Source organism: Pedobacter miscanthi, from assembly GCF_032678605.1.
GTDB lineage: Bacteria > Bacteroidota > Bacteroidia > Sphingobacteriales > Sphingobacteriaceae > Pedobacter > Pedobacter miscanthi_A.
This window is the reverse complement of record NZ_JAVTSU010000002.1, coordinates 395,757-407,938: the sequence shown is the minus strand read 5'-3', so window position 1 is coordinate 407,938 and position 12,182 is coordinate 395,757. Positions and strand designations below refer to the sequence as shown.

Annotated in this window: 13 protein-coding genes; 8 read left to right on the top strand and 5 right to left on the bottom strand. The window is 38.3% G+C overall.

What is annotated here, in order from left to right; genetic code table 11:
• Window positions 1-205 precede the first annotated feature (205 nt).
• Both R2R28_RS04530 and R2R28_RS04525 read right to left on the bottom strand, forming a co-directional pair.
• Window positions 206-907, bottom strand: a complete 702-nt coding sequence (locus R2R28_RS04530; protein ID WP_316824518.1) for an AIM24 family protein — start codon at window positions 905-907, stop codon at window positions 206-208.
• A 117-nt stretch (window positions 908-1,024) separates the two neighbouring features.
• A complete protein-coding gene (locus R2R28_RS04525) occupies window positions 1,025-2,521 on the bottom strand; it encodes an NAD(P)H-hydrate dehydratase (RefSeq protein WP_316824517.1) in 1,497 nt (498 codons plus the stop codon).
• Between the two features lie 167 nt (window positions 2,522-2,688).
• On the opposite strand from R2R28_RS04525, the gene yiaA reads away from it, so the two are divergent.
• The 8 genes from yiaA (at window position 2,689) to R2R28_RS04485 (ending at window position 8,722) form a co-directional block, all read left to right on the top strand.
• A complete protein-coding gene (yiaA, locus tag R2R28_RS04520; RefSeq protein WP_316824516.1) occupies window positions 2,689-3,096 on the top strand; it encodes an inner membrane protein YiaA in 408 nt (135 codons plus the stop codon).
• Window positions 3,097-3,269: 173 nt separating this feature from the next.
• The gene (locus R2R28_RS04515; RefSeq protein WP_316824515.1) at window positions 3,270-3,983 is read left to right on the top strand and encodes a gamma-glutamyl-gamma-aminobutyrate hydrolase family protein; all 714 of its coding nucleotides are present in this window, start codon (window positions 3,270-3,272) and stop codon (window positions 3,981-3,983) included.
• A gap of 3 nt (window positions 3,984-3,986) precedes the next feature.
• On the top strand, window positions 3,987-4,376 hold the full coding sequence (locus tag R2R28_RS04510; RefSeq protein WP_316824514.1) for an STAS/SEC14 domain-containing protein: 390 nt from the start codon (window positions 3,987-3,989) through the stop codon (window positions 4,374-4,376).
• 269 nt (window positions 4,377-4,645) lie between these two features.
• The gene (locus tag R2R28_RS04505; protein WP_316824513.1) at window positions 4,646-6,595 is read left to right on the top strand and encodes a beta-N-acetylhexosaminidase; all 1,950 of its coding nucleotides are present in this window, start codon (window positions 4,646-4,648) and stop codon (window positions 6,593-6,595) included.
• Between the two features lies 1 nt (window position 6,596).
• Complete coding sequence (locus R2R28_RS04500; protein ID WP_316824512.1) at window positions 6,597-6,989, top strand: ACT domain-containing protein; 393 nt, start codon at window positions 6,597-6,599, stop codon at window positions 6,987-6,989.
• Complete coding sequence (locus R2R28_RS04495) at window positions 6,989-7,459, top strand: CYTH domain-containing protein (protein ID WP_316824511.1); 471 nt, start codon at window positions 6,989-6,991, stop codon at window positions 7,457-7,459. The genes R2R28_RS04500 and R2R28_RS04495 overlap by 1 nt, the downstream gene beginning before the upstream one ends.
• Window positions 7,460-7,826: 367 nt before the next feature.
• A complete protein-coding gene (locus tag R2R28_RS04490; protein ID WP_316824510.1) occupies window positions 7,827-8,291 on the top strand; it encodes a BON domain-containing protein in 465 nt (154 codons plus the stop codon).
• 8 nt (window positions 8,292-8,299) lie between these two features.
• Complete coding sequence (locus tag R2R28_RS04485) at window positions 8,300-8,722, top strand: SH3 domain-containing protein (RefSeq protein ID WP_316824509.1); 423 nt, start codon at window positions 8,300-8,302, stop codon at window positions 8,720-8,722.
• A 71-nt stretch (window positions 8,723-8,793) separates the two neighbouring features.
• Here R2R28_RS04485 and R2R28_RS04480 read toward each other — a convergent pair whose 3' ends face one another.
• The 3 genes from R2R28_RS04480 to R2R28_RS04470 all read right to left on the bottom strand — a co-directional run bounded on the left by R2R28_RS04480 (window position 8,794) and on the right by R2R28_RS04470 (window position 12,012).
• Window positions 8,794-9,762 carry an FKBP-type peptidyl-prolyl cis-trans isomerase gene (locus R2R28_RS04480; protein WP_316824508.1) on the bottom strand — a complete coding sequence of 323 codons (969 nt, stop codon included), beginning with the start codon at window positions 9,760-9,762 and terminating at the stop codon, window positions 8,794-8,796.
• Window positions 9,763-9,956: 194 nt separating this feature from the next.
• Complete coding sequence (locus R2R28_RS04475) at window positions 9,957-10,958, bottom strand: FKBP-type peptidyl-prolyl cis-trans isomerase (RefSeq protein WP_316824507.1); 1,002 nt, start codon at window positions 10,956-10,958, stop codon at window positions 9,957-9,959.
• 43 nt (window positions 10,959-11,001) lie between these two features.
• The gene (locus R2R28_RS04470; RefSeq protein ID WP_316824506.1) at window positions 11,002-12,012 is read right to left on the bottom strand and encodes a DHH family phosphoesterase; all 1,011 of its coding nucleotides are present in this window, start codon (window positions 12,010-12,012) and stop codon (window positions 11,002-11,004) included.
• Between the last annotated feature and the right edge of the window lie 170 nt (window positions 12,013-12,182).

Below are 12,182 nucleotides of genomic sequence, written 5' to 3'. Positions count from 1 at the left end.
CAGCAGCGAACACCGAATGCAGAGAGGTAAAGCGGATGGCAGGACTATCGTTGCCTAAATGCTCCTCCATTTGCTTTACAAAAAAAATGGATAAATGTGCAAGGAAATACTCTGTTGAGCATAACTTGTTGCCCCCAATAAAGCATGCAGGGAGAAAACTTATTGATAAAGTTTCTCCACTGCGGTCGGGATGACGATTCGATAATTAAGATTTTGCTGCGTATTTCACCTCTTCGTAAGGCTGCACCAATACCCATCCTTCGCCAAAAAACTCCAGCTGAAAGGATTCTCCACTCCCTCTGCCGATAAAAGAACCAAAAGTTAAATTGGTTTTGATGTTCGGTGTGAGGTTTTCAGACCAGGCAACAGTAGCGTTTGGATCGGTATAAACCGGTTGGTTGGCCGTAACCCTTAATAAAATCGGTTCGCCATGCGTAGTAATGGCAATGTAGCCGCTTCCAGAAAGCTTCACCTGAAACAACCCCCCGCTCATCATCCCGGCAATGCTTTTCAACATTTTAATTTCGTTTTTGATACTGTCTTCTAAAGCGAGAACATCATTTCCGTTTACAAAAACAGATTCATTTTGAAGTTTGATGATTTTAACCTTTTTGCCTTCGTCAGCCAGGTACAATTTACCGGTTCCGGCAGCGTGCATCAGTGAGGTGCCTTCACCAGAAATGGCTTTTTTTAATAATCCGCCTAAACCTTTACTTAATAAACCCTCTCTCTTAAAATCAATATTTCCGATATAAGCCACCATTGAACCTGCTTTAGCCATAATTTTCTGGTTTTTCAGGTTTACCTCCAGCAAGGCTGGTTTTTCCAGTTCAAAAAAATCGTTTTCGGCAGGATTTTCAGCCGATTCCTTAATGAGTTCGTTTAATGTGTACTCTTTTTGTCCCATAATAATTGTTTTTCCGTTTTTAAGATATCTGATTTAAATATTCCCTTAAACTATAAATTATTAACTAGAAACATAGTAGAATATTTTTGTTTTTTTTTCCACAACAAAAATTTAAAACTATTTGGATATGAGTATTTTAATCTCTTCTGATATTCTTATTGCAACCTGAGATGCCGTAACCACAAAATGATTGTGCGCCAGATGGTCACCAGCTTTACCATGGATATAACAGGCTAAAATAGCAGCATTAGTTGCTGAATGCTGCTGTGCCACAAAACCAGCAATAATTCCGGTTAGGATGTCGCCCATGCCACCCTGAGCCATTGCCGGGTTACCGGTTGGATTAATAAGCACCTTCCCTGTTGGCAGGCAGATAAAGGTATATTGGTTTTTAAGGACAATTACAATTTTGAGTTTTTTTGCCTGTTCTCTGGCTGATTGTACCCGATCCCACCAGCTTTCATGTTCACCGAATAAGCGATCAAACTCTTTTACATGTGGCGTGAGGATACTATTTGGGGCAAGTTTTTCGATCAGATCAGGTTTTTCTCCCAAAATATTTAAAGCGTCGGCATCAATGATCAAAGGCTGTTTGGCCTGAATCAGACTTTCCAGCAATTTTTCATTTTCTGCATCCGTCCCTAAACCCGGACCGATGGCAATACACTGGTACTTTTTAGGATTCTCAATCCTTGTATATTCATCCCTTGGCAAGGCCATCACTTCAGGCAGGGTTGTATTTAAAGCTGTTAATCCAATTGCCGGAATACACGCGGTGGTTAAACCGGCACCTGCATGTAAACAAGCCATTGATGAAAGCAGGGCAGCCCCCATGGTATTCGTATTTCCCGCAATAATTAGTGCATGACCATAAGTTCCTTTATGGCTAAATAATTTACGGGGATGAAGCAATTTCTCAATATCTGTTTCTTCAATTAAATAAAAGCCGGTATCCTGTTTTTGGATAAAGGATTCGTCCAGATCGATTTCTACAACTTCGAACTTTTCAGTAGCTTCTGCAGATTCTGGAAAGAAAAAATTAATTTTCGGGCGTTGAAACGAGATGGTTTTATAGGCTTTTATGCCATTGTACACTTTAGGTAACTTTCCTTCAGCAAAAAAACCTGTAGGTGCATCAACGGCGTACACTTTTTTGTTGAGTTTATTGATAGCCTGAACCAGTTCTTCGTAATGGCCAGTTAAAGTTTTGTTTAAGCCCGATCCTAAAATGGCATCGATGATGAGATCTGCTTTTAAGTTTTTCAGCTCCGAAGGCTGGTTGATTTCCACTTTTTTGCATCGCGATTCATCAATCCGCTGTAAGTTGATGGCAAAATCATCGCTTTGCCTGCTACTGAAATTAACGATATAAATTTTTATGTTAACATAACCGTTAGTGAGCAATAAATGCGCTATGGCCAGTCCGTCGCCACCATTATTACCTTTTCCGCAAAAAATGGCTACACTTTTTGTGGTATCAAACTCATCTCTTAAAAAACTCTGCACAAAAGCCCTTGCCGCTTTTTCCATCAAATCGATAGAGGCAATGGGTTTATGGGCAATGGTAAACTGATCGGCACTGCGCATTTGCGCAGAAGTAAGCAAGGTTCGCATATAACTAAGGTAAGGTTATACAGCTATAATGCGAAAGATTGAATTTTGTTTGATTTTTTTTTAGGGTAACCAACCTTATTTCAAAAAAACAGACCAGTCTCTTTTAATTGTTATACCTTTTGCCAATCTTTAGCGTTTCCTATTGAATTAAATTAAATCTCAAAACAATGAATCAAAAACCATCGAATGCATTCGTGGCTGCGGCCTGGATTGCGTTGGGTATCGGAATGATCGGCTTTATTGTAGGCCTGTGGCGTTCTGATATGCTTCTTAATGAAAAAGGATATTATTTTACCGTATTAATGTTTGGTCTTTTTGCGGTAATCTCTTTACAAAAAGCTGTACGCGATAAACTGGAAGGAATTCCGGTTACGGAAATTTATTACGGCCTTAGCTGGTTCTCTACCCTGTTAACCATTACCCTGCTGGTAATTGGTTTGTGGAATGCAACCTTGCTACCGAGCGAAAAGGGATTTTATGCCTTTGCCTTTTTACTCTCGCTATTTGGTGCCATTACGGTACAGAAAAATACGAGAGACAGCCAGATCGTGAATAAAAACCGCGATTTGGAGTAAGAATTAAAGAGGCTGTATCGTAAAACATTTTCTCTAAAAGTTTGTCACATTGAGCCTTTCAAAATGCCTTAGAGGTATTATGACAGGTCCTTCTATAGGCCCAGGATGACAATATGTTAATGATACAGCCTATTTTATTACCATTAAAATAGCTCGGGTAAAAACAGAAGAAAATGAAATCAGATAAAATAATCATTGGAGTTACTGATTGCAGCAAATTCGATATTTATCGCAATTGGGTTTTATCCTTTAATGAGCAGGTAGAAGTAATCCAGCTGGGTTATAAATTCGATAACTTCGAAGAAATAAAAAAATGCCATGGGATTGTTTTAACGGGTGGGGAGGATGTTCATCCGAGGTTTTATAACCAGCCCGAATATTATCCCTATTGTTACGAAGATGATATTGATGAAAAACGTGATGAATTTGAATTTAAGGTTTTAGCATATACCGAAACCAATGCTATTCCTGTTTTGGGTATTTGTCGCGGGATACAGATTGGAAATGTATTTTTTGGTGGTACTTTAATTCCTGATATTGCCAGCTGGGGGAAATTTGATCATTCTAAAATGCCCGATAAATCAGACCGTTATCACGAAATTACCATAAATCCATCCTCATGGTTAAACCGGATTGTGAATACAGATAAAGGTTTGGTAAACAGCAACCATCACCAAAGTACAGACAAAGTAGGAAAGGCACTGGTGGTAAGCGCCATTTCTCCGGATGGTATTGCTGAAGCCATTGAAAGGCTCGAACCTGAAGGAAAATCTTTTTTGTTATTTGTGCAATGGCATCCTGAAAGGTTAAAAGATCAGCATGGGCCTTTTAGTAAGAATATACATAGTGCTTTTATAAATGCAATTATTAGCGAAAAACTAAGGTAATACATGGAAAACGAACGCGATAACCAGCTTATTGAAGGAGAAATTGCCGATTATTTGTTAACCGATAATGGAATCCTGATTTCGTACAGCAAAAGTATTTTACGCACCGTTGAAAACATTTCAGCCAATGTTGCACTGGTAAAAAAAATCACCAATAATAAAAAAGTTCCGTTATTGATTTATTTAAAAAATTCTCCCGTTCCGGATAAAGCAACAAGAAAATTTTCGACTGAACAATTACCACAAATTTATACCGCCATGGCCATGGTTTCGAAACCGGGTTTGGCGCAATTAATTATGAAGATACTTTTTAAGTTTCAAAACCCTCCTATTCCCATTAAATCGTTTACTGATGAGGAGAAAGCCAGGGAATGGCTGAAGCAGTTTTTGTAAATTAAGCTTTAATGCAATAATTCCCTATCATGATGTCAATCTGAATGTAATGAAGAATCTGGTACAGATTTTTATACAATAAATTACCCCTCAGACTGACAAATCTCTAATTTCCTAAATTCAATCACAAGTTTTATCCCAATACTAAACGCTATTCGCTCAGCGCTTTGCTTCTTGCTCATTTCCCTCTGCCCAAATACCTCCAATTAAAATCTTTTTTAATAAATTGCGGATTATACTTATCCGGTTAAACCGCTTTAATTATTTTAATGAAAAAATTATTTCTGATTATCTCCTGCTGTTTCTTTACAGCCAATACTTTCGCTCAAAATATCGTTACAGAAACTGAAATCGGCGATGCTGAAAGTGCTGTTGCACAAACACCGATTGCCATTATTCCAGAGCCGGTTTCTTTAATGAAAAAAGCGGGGACTTTTACCCTTCCAGAAAATGTAATTATACAGGCCGTTAGAAGTGGAGAGTTAAAACAATCTGTTACTTACCTATCCGATCGGATTACCACCGCTACGGGCAAGTTTGTAAGCACTGTAAGCAATTCAAACCACCCTACCATTAAACTGATTTTAAATACACAGGACGATACTCAACTGGGTAAAGAAGGTTACAAATTAAATGTTAACCCTACCCAGATTGTAATTACTGCAAATAAGCCTGCAGGTATTTTTTATGGCGTTCAATCTTTACTGCAACTTTTTCCTGCCGAAATAGAGAGCAAAGAACTGGTAAACGATATTAAATGGAAAGCGCCCTGTGTAGATGTGGTTGATTATCCAAAACTAGGCTGGAGAGGTTTAATGTTTGATGTTGCCCGTCACTTTTTTACCAAACAGGAAGTAAAGCAATTTATAGATGACATGGTGCGCTATAAATTTAATTTACTGCACTTACACCTTGCAGATGATGAAGGCTGGAGGATCGAAATTAAAGGTTTGCCTAAATTAACCGAAGTTGGTGCATGGAGTGTTAAAAAAACAGGAACCTTTGGCGATTTTATTCCACCAACGGCTGATGAACCCCGTACTTATGGCGGTTTTTATACCCAGGAAGATATTAAAGAGCTGGTTCAGTATGCGCAGGAACGTTTTGTAAACATATTACCAGAAATTGATGTTCCGGGGCATAGTTTAGCCATTATTTCTTCTTATCCCGAATTATCGTGCACACCGGATGCGGTGAATTATAAAGTACGTTCGGGCGAAAAAATTATGGATTGGAGCCGAGGTGCCCCACCAATCGCTTTGGTTGATAATACGCTTTGCCCGGCAAACGAAAAAGTTTATAGCTTTTTAGATACCGTAATTACCCAAATTGCGCAACTTTTCCCTTTCGAATATATCCACATGGGTGGTGATGAGGCTTCGCATAATTTTTGGGAGAAAAACGACCAGGTGAAGGCCTTAATGCTTCGCGAAGGTTTAAAAACCATTCCACAGGTTCAGGCTTATTTTGAGAAACGTGTAGAACAGATCGTGGTAGCCAAAGGAAAGAAATTTATGGGTTGGGACGAGATTTTAGATGGAGGCGTATCGCCAACAGCAGCAGTAATGAGCTGGAGAGGTATGAAATATGGTATCCAGGCAGCTAACGAAAAACACAATGTAGTGATGAGCCCAACCGAATTTGCCTACCTGGATTACATGCAGGCTGATGTAATTACCGAACCTAAGGTTTATGCTTCATTAAGGTTAAATAAAGCCTATCAGTTTAATCCCGTACCGGCAGGGGTAAATGCGCAATATGTTATTGGTGGACAAGCAAACCTTTGGACGGAGCAGATTTTCACCTTCCGCCAGGTAGAATACATGGTTTATCCACGAGCATTTGCCATTGCAGAATCGATCTGGAGTCCGATTGAAAAGAAAAACTGGACAAACTTTGTTGATCGAACGCAGCAACATTTTAAACGTTTGGATTTAGCAGAAATTAAATATTCACCCGCCATATACGATCCGATTTTCGCAGTAAAACGCAGTGCCGATAAACAATTAATGGTAGAGCTAACTCCAGAGATTGATGGTTTGGACATTTATTACAGTTTTGATAACTCTACTCCTGACCGCTTTTACCCGAAATATACGGCCGCATTGCAAGTACCTAAAGATGCGAGCATATTACGTGTAATTACCTATCGCGGTAAACAGCCAATCGGTAGATTGATCAGCATGCCTGTAGCAGATTTACAAAAAAGGGCGAGATAAAATGACAGGCGAAAAAAGCTTGGCAAAGCTGTTAAAAACAATGAAACCAGCACATCATCCTGGCGAATTTGTATTTTGTAAGGTTGAAAATCCGAATACAATAAATTTCGAACAGGTAATTTGTATGTTCAGAGAACAGGAAGCAACCACTGTAATTTTAAAAAAAGAAATTGCAGATCAATTGGGTTTAGAATATACGTTTATTGCCTCGTGGATTACATTAACGGTACATTCATCATTAGAAGCCGTAGGCTTAACAGCAGCATTTTCAACTGCACTATCAGCAAAAGGCATTAGCTGTAACGTTATTGCAGCCTATTATCACGATCATATATTTGTGGGTGTAGAAGATACTGAAGCAGCCATGACCATTTTAAAACAACTCTCCGAATAATGGGAAAAGAAATAGAGCGCAAATTTTTAATCGATCAGCAAAAGTGGGATAACCTGAATAAACCGGAAGGAAAACTTTTCAGGCAGGGTTATCTGTTAACCGATAAAGATAAAACCATCCGGGTAAGGGCAACCGAAAGCAAAGGGTTTTTAACCATAAAAGGTAAAACCATTGGTGCTACAAGGATGGAGTTTGAATATGAAATCCCCCTACCGGAAGCGACAGAATTATTAGACAATTTCGCTATTTCTGAACTTTCGAAAACAAGATATGAAATTACTATGGGTGGCAAACTTTGGGAAGTAGATGTATTTTCAGGTGAAAATGAAGGTTTAATTGTTGCCGAAATTGAACTGGAAAGCGAAGATGAAAATTTCGATTTACCGGATTGGGTAAGCAATGAAGTTACCGAAGAAGAAAAATATTACAATTCTAACCTCACCGTTAAACCTTTTAAAAACTGGGTTTAGTCTTCATTAACCGGCAGATTTAACCCCACGGATTTGTTTCATAATAGTTGGTTTTGCGTTAGGGATTGTAAGGGTTCAGTACCGATTCTTCATCGGTACCGGAGCGAAGCGCAGCCCTGAAAAGCCCGCCCCAATCCGTACTTCACGGGATTGGGGAACGCCCAAATCAGTTTACAATTTTCAGTAATCAGTTCTTTTGTAGACCTTCATTTAAAATTTATTTAATTTTTATACCGTATTTTCTTTCCTAATTAAACTCATTTCCTATATTAGCCCTGTCGAATTCATCCTATCGATAGCAAAAAAGAAATAATCCCAATTTCTATGGTTTGCAAATTCAAATAATATCAATTATAAAACCAAAAGGATGAAAACAAGTAAATTTTTAATGAGTGCGGTTATTGCAGTCACGTTATTTTTTTCGGGCTGTAAACCAAAAGACGCGGCTATTCAGGCTGCAATTCAAGCCAAAGAGGCGGCAGGCATTACGGTGGCAGTTACCAAGGGCGATGTTACCTTAACAGGGATAGTTGACGATGAGGCCATTAAAGCCAAGGCCGAAGAAATTGCAAAAGCCGAAAAAGGTGTAAAGTCTGTAATTAACAATTTAATAATTAAACCGACAGATTTACCTGTTGTAATTGCAGATGACGCGGCTTTAATTAAAAATGTTGCCGATGCTGCAAAGGATTTTCCGACGGTAAAAACTGAGGTTAAAGATGGTGTAATTTTATTAACGGGAGAGATCAAAAAAGCATCTCTGATTACCTTAATGCAACATTTAAGTGCATTAAAACCTAAAAAAATAGAAAATAAATTAACCATTAAATAAGTTCAGTTATGGCATTAACAGATAAATATAAAGCATTAACCGATGCAGCAAGTGTAGCAGGTATAACTGATTTAGCCGTAAGGGAACAAGATGGCGTTTTATATGTAGACGGAACTGCGGCCGATGGTGCAACAAAAGACCACCTTTGGGAAGTTTACAACCAGATTGATCCAAACTTTACCTCTGGCGATTTGGTGCTGAATGTAAATGTAGCCATTGATGCTGCTGTTACACATGCAAAGGTAGTTACAGAAAGTAGTAATTTAAATATCCGTAAAGGTCCTGGTACCGATCAGCCTATTGTAGGTAAAGCGGCGCATGGCGAAGTGATTACGTTGGTTAACCGAAGCAATGATTTATGGTGGCTGGTACGAACCAAGGATGGTGAAGAAGGATATTGTTATGCACAATACCTGGAAGCGCAGGCGTAAAAAAACTGCGCGGTTTAATAAAAACACTTTTAAGACCTTATAGGTTTTTAAACCTATAAGGTCTGTATAAATTATTTAGCTAAAGGTAAACCAGCATTTGGCTTAATAATGCCCTTTAATTCTACATCAAATACCAATGGCGTAAAAGGATTAATCGGTCCGCCACCGTTTTCGCCAAAACCTAATTTCGAAGGTAAAATCATTTTAATTTTACCACCTACCCCAATAAGCTGAATACCCTGGATAACACCTTGTGGCAATTGCCCTAATGGTAAACTGCGTGGCACATATTGTACGCTCTCTGAGAAAATCCCTGCTTCTTTCGCGATTTTTGCATCCGAAGTATCGAAAACATTTAATGTCCCGTTCGATTTTTTATTGGTAAACTGACCAGTATAATCCATTAATACGGTATCGGTTAAAGTTGCCCTTTCCGAATTGCCTGGCGCAGAAATTACATACTGCAAACCAGATGGTGCTGTAGTTACCGTTAAACTGTTATCAGCCACGTATTTTGCGATTTTAGCGGGCTCTACCGTTTTGTTTTTCTCGTTTAAAGCTTTGTATTCTGATTCGAAGAAAAGTCGTTTTTTCGCCTCAAAAACAGAATCTGCATCTTTTCCTTTGTGTAAAACCTTCTCAATTTTAATGGTAAATGAAGCAATGTTCGATTTTAAACCTTTTGGTTTCGGCTGACCGGAATATTTTTCCATCGAATCGAGATTGAGTTTAAAAACTGCACTATCGCCCTCGCCAAGCAATTTTAATCCTGAAGCCAAATCACCTTTAAACATTGATTTACTGATGGCAAAAAAGGCAGGTCGCTCATTATCATAAGTGTTTACCATTACCGAATCAGGATTCGTATTGGTTTCTACGGTTTGCACGCCGTTTAGCTTTACATAATCGCCATCCTGAATTTTTGGCTTACCATCACTTTTATAGATCTTGTAAGTCATATCTCCTTCACCCTTTTCGAATTTGTTGCAGGCAGATAGTCCTAATGCTGCTGCCAAGAGAATAATTATTCCTTTTTTCATTTAGTATATTAATTAAAAATCAGCCTTTAATCCATTTCGGGATATGGGCTATTTTATTAGATGATACAAAGATAGGCTATAATAAGTTTTTATAAATCTTTGGAATGTTTTATTTCTTGCTTCCGCGTCAAAAAAATTAGGCAAAAAAAAATCCTGCTTAACTGAATAAGCAGGATTTACAATATATTTTAAAATTATTTTTTAACCGGGGCTGGCATTTGAACCGGAGGAGCCGGAACTGCTGCACCTGGTTTTCCTTTGATAATGTCTTTAATTTCAAGATCAAAAGCAATCGGACTGAAAGGCATGATACCAACTTGTGGTGCACCTTGCTCGCCATAACCTAAGTTAGATGGGATAACCACTTTGATTTTACCGCCTTTACCAATTAATTGTAAAGCTTCGGTAAATCCTGGGATTGTACCACCAACCGGCATTTTTTGAGGACCGTAAGGTTTACCTGCTTTAAATTCGTTTTCTGCTTTAGCTAATTTCTCATCACTTGTATCGAAGATTTTGTATTTACCATCTTTACCTTTTTTAGTTACTCTGCCAGTATAATCAATTAATACCGTATCGCCTAAAGCTGGTTTTTCTGCACTACCTGGAGTTTCAATGATGTAGTGTAAGCCACTTGCAGTAGTTTTAGTTGCTAATTTAGTATCTTCTAAATAAGCTTTAAGTTTAGCAGGCTCTGCAGCTTTCTTTTTTTCTGAAGTAGCTTTATAGTCAGCCTGGAAAAATTCTGTAGCTCTTTTATTGAAAGTAGAATCAGCTTCGCCAGTTTTTTTCTTAAATACTTTTTCAATTTTTACAGTGAAAGTAAGGTATTTATCATTTTTAAACTGTTCTGGTTTTGGTTGTTTGCTATGGAAAGCCATAGTATCCAGGTCAATTTTAAAAGTAGCGCTATCGCCTTCTCCGAACAAGGTTAATACATCGTTCATATCACCAGCGTACATTTTTTTCTGTGCAGGAAATACTGCAGGGGTTTCGCTATCAAAAGTGTTTGATAAAACAGAATCTTTACCGTTTTTCTGGATAAAATTCATTTTAACGATATCACCTTCTTTGATTTTTTCGTTACCTGCCGAGTGGTGGATGGTATATAATAAGCCACCAGCTCCCTTTTTTTCTTGTTTACATGCCGCTAAGCCTAAAGTAGCTGCCGCTAGAATAATAATTCCCTTTTTCATTTATTAATTTGACTTTTTAAGTTTTAGTGTTTATTTCTTGCCCTTAGGCGATCAATTGTTCTTTATATTCTGCTAATATCGATTTAAATTCGTTAACTACATCAGCTAATGGTTTTTCTGCAGCACCGCCAGCTGCATTTCTATGTCCGCCACCATTAAAATATTTCTTGCAGATTTCGTTTGCGGGGAAATCGCCGGTAGACCTTACCGATAATTTAACTTTATCGCTACGCTCTATAATCAAAGCCGCTAAACGGATTCCGTTAATGGATAACGCGTAGTTTACCACGCCTTCGGTATCGCCTGTTGCACTATGATATTGGGCCAGTTCCTCTTTCGTAACCGAAATAATTGCCGTATTGTATTCTCTTAAAACCTCTAACTTGTTCGAAAGGCAATAACCTAAGAAACGTAAACGGTTCTCACTGGCATTATCATATACCAGCTGATGGATTTTCCAATGCTCAGCTCCTAAATCAATCAGGTTAGCAGCAATGCGGTAAACTTCAGATGTTGCAGATTCGAAACGGAAAGATCCTGAATCAGTCATGATGCCTGTATACAAACAAGATGCTACATCTTTATTGATGCCTGCTTTATCTTCCAGCTGATTTACAATAAAGTCGTAAACCAGTTGAGCGGCTGCACAAGCATTGATATCCCAATGGCGGTAATCGTCAAAATCCTCCGGTTCGAGGTGATGATCGATCATCACTTTTTTAGCACCCGCTGCCCTTACCAGTTCGCCCAATTCGTTAATACGGCTTAAAGTATTAAAATCAAGGCAAAAAATGATTGAAGCTTCATCTACCAGTTTAGCGGCCTGTTCTTGCTGCTCTGTAAAAATAATGACATCGCCATTGTTGGGCATCCAATGCAAAAAAGTAGGATAATCTGTTGGGGTAATTACCTTTACATGGTGGCCTTTCTGAATTAAATATCCATATAATCCCAGCGATGAACCCATCGCATCGCCATCTGGTTTATGATGCGTAGTGATCACAATCCGTTGTGGCGTAGCCAATAATGTTTTTAATTCAGTTAGTGTAAGCATATATTTTTCGAGCTGCAAAGCTAAGTAAATTTAGAATAGGATTGATCAGGATTTTAAGATTTTAGGATTAACAGGATCATATAAAACAGGATTAAAAGATTTTGGGATTTGTAGGATTACGGGGGCAACACTATTAAGTTAAGCAATTAGGCATATTTAACCACAGATAA

Excerpts from the sequence above, each read along its gene's own strand:
- R2R28_RS04475 (WP_316824507.1), bottom strand. The coding sequence starts at position 10,958 with ATGAAAAAGGGAATTATTATTCTAGCGGCAGCTACTTTAGGCTTAGCG.
- R2R28_RS04485 (WP_316824509.1), top strand. The coding sequence starts at position 8,300 with ATGGCATTAACAGATAAATATAAAGCATTAACCGATGCAGCAAGTGTA.
- R2R28_RS04510 (WP_316824514.1), top strand. The coding sequence starts at position 3,987 with ATGGAAAACGAACGCGATAACCAGCTTATTGAAGGAGAAATTGCCGAT.
- R2R28_RS04480 (WP_316824508.1), bottom strand. The coding sequence starts at position 9,762 with ATGAAAAAAGGAATAATTATTCTCTTGGCAGCAGCATTAGGACTATCT.
- yiaA (WP_316824516.1), top strand. The coding sequence starts at position 2,689 with ATGAATCAAAAACCATCGAATGCATTCGTGGCTGCGGCCTGGATTGCG.
- R2R28_RS04525 (WP_316824517.1), bottom strand. The coding sequence starts at position 2,521 with ATGCGAACCTTGCTTACTTCTGCGCAAATGCGCAGTGCCGATCAGTTT.
- R2R28_RS04505 (WP_316824513.1), top strand. The coding sequence starts at position 4,646 with ATGAAAAAATTATTTCTGATTATCTCCTGCTGTTTCTTTACAGCCAAT.
- R2R28_RS04515 (WP_316824515.1), top strand. The coding sequence starts at position 3,270 with ATGAAATCAGATAAAATAATCATTGGAGTTACTGATTGCAGCAAATTC.
- R2R28_RS04500 (WP_316824512.1), top strand. The coding sequence starts at position 6,597 with ATGACAGGCGAAAAAAGCTTGGCAAAGCTGTTAAAAACAATGAAACCA.
- R2R28_RS04495 (WP_316824511.1), top strand. The coding sequence starts at position 6,989 with ATGGGAAAAGAAATAGAGCGCAAATTTTTAATCGATCAGCAAAAGTGG.
- R2R28_RS04470 (WP_316824506.1), bottom strand. The coding sequence starts at position 12,012 with ATGCTTACACTAACTGAATTAAAAACATTATTGGCTACGCCACAACGG.
- R2R28_RS04530 (WP_316824518.1), bottom strand. The coding sequence starts at position 907 with ATGGGACAAAAAGAGTACACATTAAACGAACTCATTAAGGAATCGGCT.
- R2R28_RS04490 (WP_316824510.1), top strand. The coding sequence starts at position 7,827 with ATGAAAACAAGTAAATTTTTAATGAGTGCGGTTATTGCAGTCACGTTA.